Genomic DNA, 15,748 nt, shown 5'->3' with positions numbered 1-15,748 from the left:
AATTCGTGTCTCGTGAGCGGACCTGAAGGTTTGGCGGTATGGATAGTAATCAAGACACTCAAAGTTACACAGGCTCGTACCGTCTTATCCGCGTACTCGGAAGCGGGGGCATGGGAATCGTCCACGAGGCTTGGGATACTCGCCTCGAACGGCGCGTTGCCCTCAAAATGATACACCCCCACCTGCTGGCACAACCCCCGATAGCCGAGCGGTTTGACCAAGAGGCAAAAAGAGCAGCGAGAATCGAGCATCCCAATGTGGTGCGGGTCTATCGCATCGACTCAATCGAAGGTCGTACCGTCATTGAGATGCAGTATGTGGACGGCGCAACTCTTACATCGCTTCTGCGCTCTGGGCCTCTGTCGCCGCAACATGCCGCCGAAGTCCTCAAGCAGGTGCTGGAAGCCTTGCAAGCTTGCCATGAACACGGGGTAATCCACTGTGACTTGAAGCCAGCCAACCTGCTTATCATGCGCAACGGCCAGGTGATGCTCAGCGACTTTGGAATAGCTCGCGCGCTTCATGACGGCGGTTCGACTGAAGCGCCATCCGGCCCGTTGTCGGGACCTATATGGGGCACCCCTCAGTATTGCCCTCCGGAGGCTTGGGAAAGCGAAGGCGTCACACCGCAATGGGACCTGTACTCGGCTGGCGTTCTGACGTATGAAACACTTTCAGGCACTCCGCCCTTTAGAGGACCCACACCTGCTTCCCTGATGCGCGCAGTGCTTTTCGATTCCCCGATGCCACTCAAGTCGGCCCGTCCCGATGTTTCTGACGCGTTTGTGGAATTGATAACCTCTATGATGGCGCGCGCCCCCGGTGACCGCCCTGCCAGCGCGCGAGCTGCTCTGCAACTTCTCTTGAAGGTGCCGGAATTGCAGCAGAGTCCAGAGTCGACTGTAGCCTTACCGCCCCCTGAGATTGATCGCCTACCCTTACTCCCACAGACCGCGACGACTTCTGGGCATCGTCGACCGTGGTTTCGCGCAGCACTCTCGTCTCTGGTGCTCGTCTTGCTGATTTCGGGATTGATCCTGTTCTATTACTCTGCAGTTCAAACTGACACAGGCAGTTCAGGCGCAGCAACTTCAGAAGTGCCGGGAGTTTCGCCTCCAAAGGACACTGGCATCTCAGACATGATTTTGTTGCAAGGCGTACCCTATTTCTCCTTTGACGACGGAGTTCATGGACGAGAACTCTGGTGTCTCAACGAGAGAATTGGCGCACCGGCAATGGTGGCGGATATAGAACCCGGACCAGCCTCCAGCAATCCACGGCGGTTCCTGGAAAGACCTCAAGGCGGATTTGTGTTCGCTGCAACCACGGCCGCGACAGGTGAAGAGCTCTGGTATGGCTGCGACTCCGGTGGTGGCAATTACTCTGCACGCATTGTCAAGGACATTATTACCGGTCCCATGGGAAGTAATCCCTTGCCAGTTGGTGCACATGGCACCCTGGTCTATTTTTATGCCACGACGCTGGAGGCGGGACGCGAACTCTGGTGCTCCAATACAATCGAAGGACAGACTGCCATGGTCGCTGACGCGAATAAGGGAGTCGAGTCCTCTGAGCCCATGTCACCTCGATTCTTTGTTGATGACGATTGCGCGTACATTGTTGCGATTGCGGACGCCGTTCGAGGTTTTACTTTGTATAAGTACAACTTCACCGCGCGCACGCTGCGCGAATTGGGCACAGTGGGAAGCGAAACCGTATACATGGCAAATGCCGGACCAAGACTTCTATTCGCCAGCACAGACCCGGAGCATGGATACGAATTATGGATGTTTGATGAGGAGAACCAGGCACCGAAGCTGCTCGTCGATATATGCCCTGGTCCCGCTCCATCAAATCCTTCGCAATTCTCCCGATGGAAAGACCACGTTTTGTTCCAGGCGCGCACACCGGATACAGGTTTGGAACTTTGGATTTCCGATGGGACACTGGACGGAACTCGCTTGGTACGAGACATCAACCCAGGTCCCGACGATAGCGACCCTTATGGATTCCTGGCGGTTGGTGAGTGGGCATTCTTCAGGGCAAAGGACAGTGCATGCGGTCTGGAGCTTTGGGTAACGAACGGGACACCAGACGGCACGGCACGCGTGGCTGACATTTTTCCCGGCCCTGGTCACGGCAATCCATACAACATAACCGCCCGTGGGCAAAATGTGTTCTTCACAGCAAATGACAGTGTCCATGGAGAGGAATTGTGGTGTTGCACGTACTCCGAAGGCACTTGGAAAGCAAAGCTGGTCGCTGATGTTCTGACAGGGCCACAAGGGTCGGAACCTCACAGACTACAGTGGAGCGAGAAGGGACCCGGCTACTTTCTTGCCAAAGACTCCGGTGGTCAAAGCGGACTTTACAGTCTGAGATTCTCTGAAGCCACTCCCTGGATCGCCGACGTCTCGTTTATCCCCGTCAAGTCAGGCCCGAGATTGCAGTAATGGACGATACCAGCACAAACAAATTGCCGCAACCGCAGGCCGATGACGCATCCTATTGCATCCGTATGGTGACTGGTCCCGCCGCAGGCAAGACATGGGTGCTTACGGAGGAGGTCACCGCAATCGGTCGTGGCATTGGGTGTGCGATCCGCTTAGAGGACTCTTTTGTATCGCGCGTTCAATGCGAGCTGATAGTCTCTGATGGCAACCTACGTTTCCGGAGTGTTGGTCAGAGAAACCCAACATACATTAACGAGGCCATCAGAGAAGAGGCCGAGCTTACTATTGGCGACACTCTCTCATTCGCCGGCTTTCGTTTCATCGTGGATTGTGTCCCGATGTCGCAGTCAGCGCCCAGGGATAGAGTTGGTATCCTCCGGACAACACAGACATTTGCAGACACGGCTCACCTTCGGAACGAATTCGTCCCAAGTGACTACTCACGTGACCCAACACTATCGGCCGATCTACACGGCTTACTTAGACTAATCAGGACTCTGGGGCGCCTGGAGTCGCCCGAAGCGCTAACATCAAACCTGACGACCCACTTGCGCGCTCGTTTCAAGACCCCTCATGTCTGGATTGGCTGGAAGCTCGACACGCACGATGACTTCGTTCTCAATCCACCCGCCCCACCCGACGAAACCAGGAAAGCGCCGTTTGGAATCATGCTCGATGCCTGCCATGACGGGCGGGGAGTAATGCAACCTGGTCTGGGTGCCCAAGGCGAGGAATACCTACTTGCCGCCCCTCTCATTCATGGGCGAGATTCATTCGGCGCAATTGCTGTCCACCGCCCTAATGACCATGCTGCATTCACACTCACAGACTTGCAGTATCTTGTCGCCGTTGCAGAATGCTGCGCCCCGCTTATCCGAGCCGCAGAACGCATGGAACAATTACGGCGCGACACTCGGTCAGACTCCGAAACGTCCGATCTCTTTACGTCCGGCATTCTCGGAGACAGTCCTGCGACACTGGCACTTCGTGCTGAACTCAGACAAGCGGCCGTGGCGCGAGTAAACGTTCTCCTACAGGGTGAGACCGGTGTTGGCAAGGAACTCGCAGCTCGCATGCTGCACGACCTGAGTCCGCGCTGTCAGGGTCCTTACGTCGCGGTGAACTGCGCTGCCATCCCCGAAGAACTGTTTGAAAGTGAAGTGTTCGGCCACGTTCGTGGTGCATTCACTGGGGCTTCACGTACCCGAAAAGGTCTGTTTGAACTGGCCCATGGCGGCACTCTCTTTCTGGATGAAGTTGGCGACTTGAGTGCGACGAATCAAGCACGCCTACTGCGCGCAGTAGATACTGGTGTGTTTCGGCCCGTTGGGTCGGAAAAGGACATCCAGGTTGATGTTCGAATCCTTAGCGCGACCAACCGTCGTCTTCCGGACAGAGACCAGACCTTCTTTCGCGCGGATCTCTATCACCGTCTCGCGGCAATCGTGGTCCAAATAAGGCCCCTGCGAGAGCATAAAGAAGATATTCGGAGTCTTGCCGACCATTTCCTGCGGCTAGCTTCGGCTCACGTCCCCACACACCCCAAAGGTTTCACACAAGAAGCCTACGCTACCCTCGAATCCTATGATTGGCCGGGAAACGTTCGCGAACTTCGTAATGTTGTGGAACGCTCCTGCTTCACGACAAAAGCCGACCACATTTCCAGTCGCGATATACGGATTGAAGCAGGCAATTCCCTTACAAACGAGGTGCGCGCCGATTCGTTTGACGAGCTTGAGCATCAGTACATCCTCAGCGTATTGCGGCGCAACGACAATAACGTGGTTGAAGCCGCTAGATTCATGGGGATTTCACGCAGCACCTTGTATTACAAGCTCGCTAAATATGGGATAAAACCCCGCTCACTTCGCAAACAATAAAACAGGGCCGATACCCTCGCCAACGAAGGAACCGACCCTGCAAAATGATAATGGTACCGGGAGAGGGGTTTGAACCCACGACCCCTGGATCCACAATCCAGTGCTCTAACCAGCTGAGCTATCCCGGCAACGGCCAAAATCCACCGCATCGCGGCAAATCCGGACAAATAGTATATTCAATGCTCGCCAACTGAGTCAAAAATCATGCACACTCGACGAGGAGTGCACCTACAATTCGATGACTGGACCAGTCTCGGGTTCGAACTTCTTGTGGCACGCGTTGCAGGATTCGACCAACGCCTTGTATTTCTCCGTTGCCTGCGCAAAGTTCTTCTCATCAGCCGCTTTAGCAAGGTCCAACGCCGTGGTCTTCATAACCGTCGCCATTTCGTACCACGTCTTCATGTCATCGTATTCTTTGTGAATCATGACAAGGTTTGAAAGCTCGGCGAAGGCACTTGCGCTGGACTTGATCGTCTTCCAGCCTTTGGGAGTCTGAGGTTCCGCTTTCATCTCCGCGCTAAGACTCTCGTGGACGCCTTCGAAAAACGCCTCCATCATCTGACCAGTCTTCATGGCGGGTTCCAGGGCCGGTTGCGGCACAGCGGCATCTTGTGCGTGAACGCCCGAAACCGCATACCCCCCGGCGACACTCATCACCGCCGCCAACACTACCATTCCCAGAACGCGAATACTCTTGCGCATAACAAACTTACTCCTTGCACGGCCGATACCCCGGCCATCACTTTCACATTACTCCTCTAAGACCAACAGCGCTTACGAGTATCCAAAACGCGCCCCGCGGCAGTCAACCAGACGAAACACAAGACGAGACTCCGTCGCCGTTTCAATGCTGGATTCACACGGCCCAGTGCTCGGCGTTTAGACCTCAGGCCACCACGGATTCCTTCGCGAAATCAAGTTCTCTGAGTCCGCGATTCCAGAAGGCCATCACGCCTGTTACCAGGGCCCAACTCCGCGCGATTCCTCCCTTCCTCATTCGAAATTTGCACCTCACCGTGCCCATTTGCTAGACTATTCGTCCGATGACCTGTCTGCGTACCCGTAGCTCAATTGGATAGAGTGCTTGGCTACGGACCAAGAGGTTGGGGGTTCGAGTCCCTCCGGGTACGCCATCTCTTCTCCCCCACCAGATCAGATTCTTTCTTGCCGGTTGCTCACCGCGATTTCATCTGTCGCGCGTGTGTCTGGAAATATGTCACGACACAGGATTCATGCAATCAGGCATTGAGGGTCTCACCGTATTGGGGGATAAAAAGGGGTTACCCCCCTACCGGGGCAGTAAGGGGGTAACAGATGGTTTTGAAATCTCGTGCGTACTATGGATTCTGCAGGGAGAATCCGCCGTTGGTAACGAACAGACTGGTCAGCATCCAGAACTTGCTATCGGGGGCCGCCGGATACTTGGAGAATTCAGCGTGTCCATCCAAGAACAGCACGTTCGAACCGCCCGGTATATGGTTGAAGGTCGCCGCTCCATGAATGGCGCCGCTCGACTTCGCTGCGCAATGGTCCCACATGAGCGCCACTTCACTCTGAGCCTGAGCGCTCGCCGCCGGATTGTTGATGTCGGAAATCATGAAACGCTCAATTCCCTCACGCATGTGGTATGCCGTCTGAGTGCCTGAGTCCGGAAATTCGAGTTCCACGTCATTCGCGTACCAGTTCTCCATTTCCGTTACGGGATACTCGTCGTCCCATACGTCGCTAAGGTATTCGACGTCGGCCAGTGACGTCACCCATTCACTCTTGACGACCTTTGGCTGATAATGGTAGCTAATGGCAAACGTGAAGAATGCCATGCTCCCACTGTCACATACCCCGCCGCTGCCATTGTAATCACCGTCGATGAACACGGAATTCACGATTTCGAAATCATCCGGACTGCACTGCGTCGCTTCGGGTTCTTCGGGGACAGGAATAATCCAGTCTTCCCAACCGGTCCGACTGGGCGAGGAAGGGCAGAAGCAAATCCGCCAATCGCTAATATACTCGGGATAGATGGCGGCGCCGCGAGGTCCGCAGCCGACCGGCCACAGGCTCTCGCCTGGAATAATCTGCGCGCCCCAGAAGTCGACGTCAGGGAACTTCTCTCCTTTGGCCTCGTTTGCATACATCTTGAACACGAGACCCCACTGCTTCAAATTGTTCTGACAGGATGCCCGGCGGGCGGCCTCACGGGCGCGTGCCAAGGCCGGTAGGAGTATGGCTGCCAAAATACCTATAATGGCGATGACAACTAGCAATTCAATGAGTGTGAATCCAGACTTTTTCTTCATGTCCCGTTTTCTCCAACTAGTGTTCCAGACATTGGGGTGCCCTAACCATCATTCGAGAGGGGAACTACAGCAGTGCGCGAGACCTCCTTTCCATTAACTTTATTCAATTTGCATGTTACTTCACAATATATAGCATGATATTGTAAAATGCAATAGCTTTATGATAGTGTAAACGCGACGTTAGCGCGTGTGCGGTAAGGAGGTTTCGCGTGGCTCAGAGCAGCAGAACCAGACCACCCGTAAAACAAGACGAAGTCTATGCTTACGTACATTCTTCCATTGTTGACGGCGACCTCGCTCCTGGTGAGAGACTGCCGGCGAGACTGGTCTATGAAGAGCAGTTTGGTGTAAGCAGCGTCACCGTCCAGCGCGCGTTTGATCGGCTCATGCGCGACGGATTTATCGAAGTCAAAGGCACTGCGGGTACCTTCGTTTCCGGCAAACCACCCCATCTTCACCGCTATGCGCTCGTCTTCCCGGACTCCCAGGAGGGTAAGTCCTGGAGCACATGGTTTTCAGTCTTGCTTGAAACGACCGCCCACGTGCGAAGGCTCGGAGTGTTGGACGTCCGCACGTACCTGGAGGCAAATGATCACGTCAAGTCAGCCGGACTGCGTGATCTTCTGGCGGACGTTCGCGCCTCCCGGCTGGCAGGAGTCGTGCTGATAGGTCATCCGCAATTGTCTCGAGACACCTTGGACCGAATTGCTTCCGCGGTCCCTACTATCGTCTTGGCCTCGACTCCCAGAGTCCCGCAGGTTCCCAAACTGGCTTGCGTTGACCTCGGCGGTGTTACGGGCTTCTTGCGCCGTGCGCTCGAGTACCTTTCCAATAAGGGTCGAAAACGTGTGGCCATGACGGCTGTAAGCATGCTTGAGCCGGAACGGCAAGAGTATTTCTACAGTCAGGCGGAGGCGCTGGGCATGAAGACCGACTTCGCATGGGTGCACGGTATCGACCCTTACAATGGGAATTGGGGGGAAAACATCGCCCGACTCCTCTTCAGCAAGAATCAGGCAGAACGTCCCGACGCCCTTATCATCAGCGATGACAATATTGTCGACCAGGTCTGCCGGGGGCTTCTAGGCGCGGGTGTTTCTGTGCCGGCCGATGTCGAAATCGTCGCTCACTGCAATTTCCCGAACAAATCGTATGGGGTGCTGCCCCTGGCGCGATTGGGGTTCGATACCCGATCCGCGCTCGCAACGTGTATCGAACTTATCGATGCCCGCAATAGCGGACGCGAATGGCCTCTGTTCACGCACGTGGACGCCCTCTTCGAGTGGGAAGTGGCCACTCCATAGGCCGTTGTGCGAGCACACGGACTTGGAATTGGTTCTTTGGATTGCTTTTAGAGACATTACGCAATGCTCAGGCTGAGACTCCACAAAGCGGCCGGATAAAGGAGAAGAACCCATGAAGTTGCGTGCTCGCGTTCTGTGCGTGGTCGCTTGCGTCTTCCTTCTTACACTACCCGTCCTCGGGCAGTCTGCGCAGGTAGGCGCCGACACAAATGCAAATGCCTCGCAGAAGTTGAAGGTCGAGTACGTGCACTACCGCCCGGCACGTTGGGACACCGAGCATATAACGGAGTTCGAAAGCGAGCATCCCAACCTAGGCGGACTTCTCTATTTCTATGTGACCAATACTTCACCCAAGCCCGTCAGCCTTCGCTTCTGGCGCTACAACAACCGCGACGAATCCTATTGGCTGCTCAATCACTTCATTGCGTGGCACCGCCTGTTGGATAACAACCTGGATCCTGGCGAGACAACCGTCTTGGAGGTTGCCGCCATTTCTCGTGACTTCCAATCCGAGTTGCCCTTCATGTTTGAGATGGTCGACGACTCATGGGAACCTTGTGTGAAGTTCGAGGGAAACCTTAGAGAGGACGATGTAAATGTATCGTTCATCCATGTCTACCCGGATATGAAGACCATCGACGTGCACGTGCGCAAATCGGGCGGACCTCCGATCGAGTTGACCCAAGTAGAACTGCCGGGATTGAACGTGACCAATACGGAATGGCGAGGACAGAAACTGGGGCGTGAAGGACAAGCCATCGCCCGTTTGACTCTATCCGAACCAATCCGTCCGGGCTTCCAGCTCATGACGAAGATAAATTTCAAAGCCGGCGAGATCGCACGGACGATCTATGCCCATCGCCGCGCATTTCCCGACTTCTTTCCAATCGGCACCTGGGGCATAGACGAACATGAACAGTCCTTTGTCAGCGGAGACCATGTGGATACCGGAGTCAAAGGAGGAAGCAAGAACGACGCGTTCTTTGGCGGGGCGGCCGCGCGATTTGGCCTCAATGCAATGGTACACACGGGCGAACCAGTCAATGTGGATATGATCCGTGACCTCTCGGGTCATCCCAATGTTGCCTGCTGGATGCTGCGTGATGAACCCGATTGGTCTGTCGATCCGCAGGTGGTGCTCTTTTGTGACACCACCGTCAAAGCATACGACCAGACTAAACCCACGTTCGTGAATCTGTGCCGCAACGTGAAATTCTTCGAGTATGCGGCTATCGCCGACATTGCGGGGCACGACCACTACTGTGTCACCGCACCTTCAAGCAGCAAATGGCCATACACGTATGGAACACGCCTTGAGGAAACCGCGTACTACACCAGCGATCTCAAGTATGCAGCGGAACCCCGACCCATTTGGGTCTGGTCGCAAGGTAATCACGACGGCTGGAGTGAGCGGCCGGCACGGCCGGTGCCTACGCCGGAGGAATTGTCCGCGCAATTGGTCTTGAACCTCGGACGCGGGGCGAAGGGAATCCTGTGGTTCACGTACAACATTAAGATGAGTGTTAAGTATCCGGAGACACGTGAGTCAATGCGAGGCTGGAACCGCGTGATGAACCTATTGCGGGATGACTTCCTAGCTGCTGAGCCTCTGCAGGGTCCAATCGACGCACCGGACAAGGTGGATGTGGCAGCTCTTGTTTCGTGGGACAAAGTGATCCTGTGCGTCACAAACCTCGATTATGAAATCGACCCCAAGGCCTATCCGTTTCATCCCAAGTCTTCCGTCAAGATTGCTTTGCAACTGCCGGACTGGATCGAGCCCAAGTCGGCCTTACTGGTTTCTGGAAGCGGGGTCGCATCGGTTCCGTGCGCAAAGCGAGAAGAAAAGACAGAACTCAAGCTAAAGAAACTTGTCGACGGCGCGATCATTGTCTTGGCTAACGACCCGAGTCTTGGTTCGACACTCCAGAAAAAGTATCGCACGCTTAGGGAGACCGAAAACGATGCTATCCCAACTTCGAATTAGGAGCGGTATCATGTGGCGCTCGGCAAATGCCGCCGCGATTGCGCTTCTCTTCACAGCAAGCGCGGCAACAACTCAACCCTTGGAGACGCTGTCCACACGCGGCACGGATATCGTCAACTCGAAGGGTGAAGTCGTTCCCATGCGCGGGATCAACTTCGGCGGCTGGTTGATGATGGAGACGTGGATTCCAAGTCTGGAATTGGAGATGCACGATCGTCTGCCCGAGTTGGCCAAGGAAACGGGCGTTTTAGAGGCATACGAGTCCGCGATTAAGAAGATGGGAGACTTCAACGACGACACGACCAAAGCCAGCAAATACATCGAGGGAGTTCTGTCGGCTGTAAAGGAAACTGCCGACGCTCAGAAATACGAATCCTTCGCGCAACTTGTTGCGAAAGAGCCGCCGCTTCACGCGGCAACGGACATCGATGCTCTGCTCAAGAAACGCTTTGGCGACAACGGCGCGGCTGAAATCTGGAATGCGTTTCACGACACGTGGATCACCGAAACCGACTTTCAGCTTGCCAAGGCCGTCGGCTTCAACTTTGTTCGTATTCCGTTTTGGTATCGCTGGTTCGAAAACGAGTCGCAGCCATACACCTACAACGACTATGGGTTTTCCTATCTTGACAAGGCGGTGAAGTGGGCCTCGGCGCAACGCATGTACATCCTGCTCGACCTTCACGGCGCGCCCGGCGGTCAGAGTCCGTGGCTTCACACCGGCGAAATCAGCCGCGGAGAGTTCTTCCAGAACGAGGAATTCCAGAAGCGGGCAGCGGCCCTGTGGCGTGTCATTGCGGAGCGCTATAAGGACGAGCCTGCGGTATGGGGATACGATCTGCTCAATGAGCCGTACAGCGCAAAAGGTCTTGATGACTGGACGCACGCGCACGACCTGCTCTACAAGTCGATCCGCGAGGTCGATCCGGACACGATCATTGTGATGGAAGACGGGTATAAGCTGGAAGACCTGCCGTGGAGAGAAAAAGGGTTCTTCCCGGTTCCGAAGACAGTAGGCTGGACGAACGTTGTATATTCGTTTCACTTCTATTCAGGTGCTGACCCTGAATTTACGACGGGCAATAAAGACTCCGGTCACGCCAGGTTTCTCAAGGAAGTACTGCGCGTCGGTTCACGCGAACAGAAGCGCTGCCAAGTGCCGATCTATCTCGGTGAATTCAGCACCATGGGTGACAGCGCAAATGACATCGAGGGTATGCGCCTCTTTCTTGACGCCTTCAATGCAAAAGGCTGGGCCTGGTCGCCGTGGACGTGGAAGTACGTAAATGACGACGGGATCGGCTCGATCTGGGGTCTGTACCAATTTCTCGATCCGTGGCCGCGCACTCCAAACATGCACCGCGATTCCAAGGAGGAAATCCTCTCCGTCATCGCCCGGACGAAAACGGAGAACTTCCGTCTCATCGAGCCCTACGCAGCGGTAATCCGCGAATGCACCAAGAACACAACGGTCAAACCGTAACCTGGTCTGCACCGCCTAACGTGCTTCGGTGGCGCCTTCTGTGCTGAGGGCTCTAGCAACAAACGTTGACCTGCTGCCAGATTAGAGGAAACCCGGCCGAGTCCATCCGACGAAGGCCTCTTTCACGTGTGACGGTTACCCGGCAGGATGCTGCCATGGCCCACGATACTCCCTGCGGAGGAGCGCCGTGGCCTCCGTGTCGCCGGTCACTTCGCGTTTCACGGGATCGTATGCCAAGGTTCTGCCGGTCTTCATGGCAATGTTCGCGAGAATGCAGCTTGCCGACGAAATATGCCCCTGCTCGATATCCGCCACGGGCCGGCCGCCGGTTTCAATGGCCGCGAGAAAGTCGAGCATGTGGCGGCGCGACGCCGGGGCCGCCTTAATCTCGATATCCTTTTCCTTTGTATCCTCGGGATACTGTTCTTCCTCCAGTAGACAATCCTCGTGAATCGGCTTGCCGTCGCCTTGCGGAATGAAATCGTAGCTGTTGATGCTTCCCTTCAGCGTGCCCTTGTCGCCATAGAGAGTGAATGCCCACGGGTACTGCGCGTCGGGCGTGGTTCCCCACGTGCGATGTTGCCACACGGCCATCAGGTCGTCGTATGCAAACGTCGCCGTTTGCGTGTCGCTCGTGGTCGCCTTCGAGTCCTTCTGCACAAAGATACCGCCGTAGGAGGAAACGTGCTTGGGCCAGCCCAGGTCGAGCATCCATCGAACCGCGTCGAACATGTGTACGCACATGTCGCCAACGATACCGTTGCTGTACTCCATGAACGCGCGCCACCAGCCACGATGCGGCAGATGGTCGTAGGGCCGCATCGGAGCGGGACCGGTCCACATTTCGTAGTCAAGGAAATCCGGCACGGGAATCGGCGCCGGATTCTCGTTGGCGCGCATGTGGTAATAGCAGCACATCTCCACGTGCGACACCTTCCCGAGCAGTCCGGCTTCCACGACATTTTTCTTGGCATTGATAAGATGGGGTGTGCTTCGACGCTGCGTGCCGACTTGCACCACGCGATTGAGCCGCCGCGCGGCGTCCAACATGGCCTCGCTCTCGCGCACGTCAACCGCCGTGGGTTTCTGCACGTACACATGCGCGCCGGCCTCCATCGCGGCAATGGCCGTCAATGCATGCCAGTGATCCGGTGTCCCGACAATCACAATGTCGAGGTCTTTCTCTTTCAGCATCTCGCGATAGTCGCGATACGTGCGCGGCGTCTTTCCAGATTTCTGGCGCTGGCCGATCAATGTCGCCGCTTCCGCGAGCATGTTCGCATCCACGTCGCAGATCGACACCACTTCCACCGGCGCTACCTGCATCAAGCGGAACACGTCGCTTTTGCCGTACCAACCCGTGCCAATCACACCAACCCGCTTCACGGATTGGCTTACTGCGTCGACAGCACCCGTTCCCAACGCCGCCAGGGCCGCCGATGCGGATGCCGCCTTAAGAAACGCTCGGCGATTCATCATGAAGCTCATGTCTCCTCCCCTCTGCCGGTGTCTTTCCGCCATGACTCACAAGTCGCGGGAAAGCGCAGCGCGTTGACTGTCTCCACGGTGTGTATGTCTCTTACACGAGTGTACCTAAAGCAGGGGCGCTGTTCACGCAACTGCGGCCCCTCGCGTCGTCATGGGCTTCGTCCAACTTTCGTGCTAAAGTGGTCACGCGTAATCTATCGCGTTCAAGGAGGCTAGGGTGATGAAACAAGTTCTCTCCGTCGTATATTGCGTGTTGCTCACGGCCATCGTGCCTGCATTCGCCGATTTACCCATACCTCAGAATCCGATGTGGAAGCCCGTCGAGGACGAGGTCTACCTTCAGGAAGTCGGCAGCCTCGTTAAGTCAGATGATGCGCTGCGTGCGGTGGCTGTTTTCAATAACACCGCCTATGTTGGCGATACTCATGGTGTAGCCGTCGTGAAAGGCGAATCGCTGGAACGCATTGCCGGTCCCGCTGGAGCAGTGAGCAAGCTGAAGGTGCTTGCGGGCGCCTTGTGGGCTACAGCGGATGATGGGCTTTGGAAGTTCGACGGAACCGCATTCATACGCGTGACGGAGCAAGTGCCCGCCGACCTCTGCGAACACAACGGCAAGATTGTTCTTGCGACGAACGACAATCTCTCCACACTCGAAGGGTCCACCATTTCTCCGCTCACGGAAGGGGGACATTCGAAACTGCTTGGTGTTGCGTCTTACGGCGGTACGGTCTACGTGCACGACGGGAAACGCATCGGACTGTACGCGCGCGGCCGTATCGAGTTTGACAACATCACGGACTGGGGTACGCTGGAGCGCGGCTGCACAATTCGCGACATGATGGCGATGGGAAGCCGTCTGATTCTCGCCACCGATGAAGGGCTCTGCGTTCTGCGCGGCATGACGTGGTACCGCACCGTTGGCGAAGACGGACTCTGCTATGAGGACACGACAACACTCGCGCGCGGCTTCGACAGCGACCTCTGGATCGGTACGATGCGAGGCGCCATCCGCAATGTAGGTGATGCTTACCACTACTTCGGCCATCCTCGCTGGATTCCCAACGATAAAGTCAATGCGATTGCGTGCAGCAAAGACACGGCCTACATCGCCACCGATTCGGGCCTAGGCATAATCACGTACGAACCCTACACCTTGGCGAAGAAGGCCGCCTACTACGAGCGTTGGCTCAATGAGTGGGGCCAGAAACGCCTCGGTTTCATTCATGCGCTGTTCCTGATTAATGGCGAGTGGGAGCGCGAAGTCAGTGACAATGACGTCGGGTACAGCAGCCACTACCTCAATGCCAAGTGTTTTGAATTTGCCGTCACCGGCGATCCCAAGGTGCGAGCCGAGGCTGTGGACATGATGAAGTCGGTGAAGTGGAGCGAGGAAATCACCTCAATCGACGGCTTCCCCGCGCGCTCCATCTACGCCGCCAACGAACCCTGCGCCAAAGCCCAGCACGGTTCAGGCGGCCTGCCCGCCGAATGGCATGCGACACCAGACGGACTGTGGGAATGGAAAGGCGACACTTCCAGCGACGAGACGGATGCCCAGGTCTATGAAACCAACCTGTTCCTGCGGCTCGTTGCGAATGATGAAGAGAAAGTATGGGCGACAGAACATCTCCATCGGGTCGTTGGTCACATCGTAGATAATGGATTCTGTTTGCGAGACGTAGACGGTCAACCGACACGCTGGGCCCGATGGGATCCCGAGTATCTGCAAACACCGCTCGGCTACTACGCTCGCGGCCTCAACGGCATGGAAGCTTTCAATTACGTCACGACCGCCTTTCACTACACACGCGATCCCAAGTTCTCGGCCGCCAAAGACAGACTCATCGGCTGGAACTACTTTGAAGACATCCTGCGGCAAAAGCTGACCTTCCATCCCGGATTCTTCACGCACTTCGACGACCGCCTCGCGTTCTACTCCTATTTCCCGCTCATCCTTCATGAAACGGACCCAGACCTGAAGGCATTGTGGTTGCGCAGCCTCGAACGCAGCTGGGAAGTGAAACGCATCGAAGCCGTGCCGTGGTTCAACTTCATCTACGGCGCGCTCACCGGCAATGACTGCGAAACCGAACGCGCTGTCGCGCATCTGCGCGAGTGGCCGCTCGATCTGCGCCGCCATTCGTACGTGAATTCACACCGCGACGACCTGTATACGCCCAAGGGTTACCGCGCCTACTCCGAGCGCGTCAAACCCCTCAGCCCGCGCGAGACCGAACCCAATCGATGGGACGGCAACTTCATGCAGCTCGACGGCGGCAACAACGGCACGGTTGTAGCCGACCCAGGTGGCTGGCTCGACGCATATTGGATGGGCCGCTACTACGGCATGATCACAGCCCCGCAAACAAAGGACAAGAACCTCACAACGGTACCCGAGCGCGGCCTTCACCTCGGCGCGAAGCCCTATGACGGACCGCCCCGTCCCAAACTGCGCCACGAACTGAAGGGGAATTAATGCTAGAACCCATCCCTTCTTGTCTGACGTTGTCCGGACCTTAGTCTTGATTGAATCCACGCAACGCCCTAGCGTGGAACCGCGACATACACGACGGTGTATCTATGGGAGGGCGCACCTGTGTTGAGAGTAAGCATCATCATGAGAAGCCTGTCTGCAGTGACAATTCTCTTGTCCCTGGCCGCATTCGCTGACCCAAGTCCAGCCGCTCCCCCTAACCCTACGTTGATTCGGCTGCCATTCGCGTTTCCCACAGGAATGGAGAACACACCGGTTGTCTTCAACGGCAGGCTTCTGCTAGTGGACAATCATCGGCCTGGCGGATTTGAAGCGAAAGGCAAGGACGCCTACCTCTTCATCCGAGATCTCGTCACCGG

General features: G+C 56.1%; 10 protein-coding genes and 2 tRNA genes. 8 read left to right on the top strand and 4 right to left on the bottom strand.

Going from position 1 to position 15,748, the window contains the following annotated elements:
* Window positions 1-38: 38 nt before the first annotated feature.
* On the top strand, window positions 39-2,453 hold the full coding sequence (locus K1Y02_19270; GenBank protein ID MBX7258510.1) for a protein kinase: 2,415 nt from the start codon (window positions 39-41) through the stop codon (window positions 2,451-2,453).
* On the top strand, window positions 2,453-4,333 hold the full coding sequence (locus tag K1Y02_19265; GenBank protein MBX7258509.1) for a sigma 54-interacting transcriptional regulator: 1,881 nt from the start codon (window positions 2,453-2,455) through the stop codon (window positions 4,331-4,333). Before K1Y02_19270 ends, K1Y02_19265 begins: the two co-directional genes overlap by 1 nt.
* A gap of 51 nt (window positions 4,334-4,384) precedes the next feature.
* Here K1Y02_19265 and K1Y02_19260 read toward each other — a convergent pair.
* Window positions 4,385-4,461, bottom strand: a tRNA-His gene (locus K1Y02_19260).
* A 100-nt stretch (window positions 4,462-4,561) separates the two neighbouring features.
* Window positions 4,562-5,038, bottom strand: coding sequence for a cytochrome c (locus K1Y02_19255; GenBank protein MBX7258508.1), 477 nt, complete (start codon window positions 5,036-5,038; stop codon window positions 4,562-4,564).
* A 354-nt stretch (window positions 5,039-5,392) separates the two neighbouring features.
* Here K1Y02_19255 and K1Y02_19250 point away from each other — a divergent pair.
* Window positions 5,393-5,469: transfer RNA gene (locus tag K1Y02_19250), tRNA-Arg, on the top strand.
* Window positions 5,470-5,673: 204 nt separating this feature from the next.
* Here K1Y02_19250 and K1Y02_19245 read toward each other — a convergent pair.
* Window positions 5,674-6,633: a prepilin-type N-terminal cleavage/methylation domain-containing protein gene (locus K1Y02_19245; GenBank protein ID MBX7258507.1), complete on the bottom strand. Its 960-nt coding sequence runs from the start codon at window positions 6,631-6,633 to the stop codon at window positions 5,674-5,676.
* 209 nt (window positions 6,634-6,842) lie between these two features.
* On the opposite strand from K1Y02_19245, the gene K1Y02_19240 reads away from it, so the two are divergent.
* The 3 genes from K1Y02_19240 (at window position 6,843) to K1Y02_19230 (ending at window position 11,407) form a co-directional block, all read left to right on the top strand.
* Window positions 6,843-7,937: a GntR family transcriptional regulator gene (locus K1Y02_19240; protein ID MBX7258506.1), complete on the top strand. Its 1,095-nt coding sequence runs from the start codon at window positions 6,843-6,845 to the stop codon at window positions 7,935-7,937.
* 112 nt (window positions 7,938-8,049) lie between these two features.
* On the top strand, window positions 8,050-9,924 hold the full coding sequence (locus K1Y02_19235; protein ID MBX7258505.1) for a hypothetical protein: 1,875 nt from the start codon (window positions 8,050-8,052) through the stop codon (window positions 9,922-9,924).
* A gap of 10 nt (window positions 9,925-9,934) precedes the next feature.
* The gene (locus tag K1Y02_19230) at window positions 9,935-11,407 is read left to right on the top strand and encodes a glycoside hydrolase family 5 protein (GenBank protein MBX7258504.1); all 1,473 of its coding nucleotides are present in this window, start codon (window positions 9,935-9,937) and stop codon (window positions 11,405-11,407) included.
* Between the two features lie 135 nt (window positions 11,408-11,542).
* Here the strand turns inward: K1Y02_19230 and K1Y02_19225 are convergent, their stop codons facing one another.
* Window positions 11,543-12,895, bottom strand: coding sequence for a Gfo/Idh/MocA family oxidoreductase (locus K1Y02_19225; protein MBX7258503.1), 1,353 nt, complete (start codon window positions 12,893-12,895; stop codon window positions 11,543-11,545).
* Between the two features lie 220 nt (window positions 12,896-13,115).
* Between K1Y02_19225 and K1Y02_19220 the strand changes: the two genes are divergently transcribed.
* Both K1Y02_19220 and K1Y02_19215 read left to right on the top strand, forming a co-directional pair.
* Window positions 13,116-15,371, top strand: a complete 2,256-nt coding sequence (locus K1Y02_19220; GenBank protein MBX7258502.1) for a hypothetical protein — start codon at window positions 13,116-13,118, stop codon at window positions 15,369-15,371.
* A 120-nt stretch (window positions 15,372-15,491) separates the two neighbouring features.
* Window positions 15,492-15,748, top strand: a 257-nt coding sequence (locus K1Y02_19215; protein ID MBX7258501.1) for a hypothetical protein, incomplete at its 3' end; no start/stop codon positions are given.

This window comes from Candidatus Hydrogenedentota bacterium, from assembly GCA_019695095.1.
In the GTDB taxonomy this organism is placed as follows: Bacteria; Hydrogenedentota; Hydrogenedentia; order Hydrogenedentales; family SLHB01; genus JAIBAQ01.
This window is presented reverse-complemented; position numbering and strand designations above follow the sequence as displayed.

Bases quoted from the DNA above. Each gene is read 5' to 3' on its own strand.
- K1Y02_19235 (MBX7258505.1), top strand. From the start codon at position 8,050: ATGAAGTTGCGTGCTCGCGTTCTGTGCGTGGTCGCTTGCGTCTTCCTT.
- K1Y02_19265 (MBX7258509.1), top strand. From the start codon at position 2,453: ATGGACGATACCAGCACAAACAAATTGCCGCAACCGCAGGCCGATGAC.
- K1Y02_19225 (MBX7258503.1), bottom strand. From the start codon at position 12,895: ATGAGCTTCATGATGAATCGCCGAGCGTTTCTTAAGGCGGCATCCGCA.
- K1Y02_19270 (MBX7258510.1), top strand. From the start codon at position 39: ATGGATAGTAATCAAGACACTCAAAGTTACACAGGCTCGTACCGTCTT.
- K1Y02_19255 (MBX7258508.1), bottom strand. From the start codon at position 5,038: ATGCGCAAGAGTATTCGCGTTCTGGGAATGGTAGTGTTGGCGGCGGTG.
- K1Y02_19245 (MBX7258507.1), bottom strand. From the start codon at position 6,633: ATGAAGAAAAAGTCTGGATTCACACTCATTGAATTGCTAGTTGTCATC.
- K1Y02_19220 (MBX7258502.1), top strand. From the start codon at position 13,116: ATGAAACAAGTTCTCTCCGTCGTATATTGCGTGTTGCTCACGGCCATC.
- K1Y02_19230 (MBX7258504.1), top strand. From the start codon at position 9,935: ATGTGGCGCTCGGCAAATGCCGCCGCGATTGCGCTTCTCTTCACAGCA.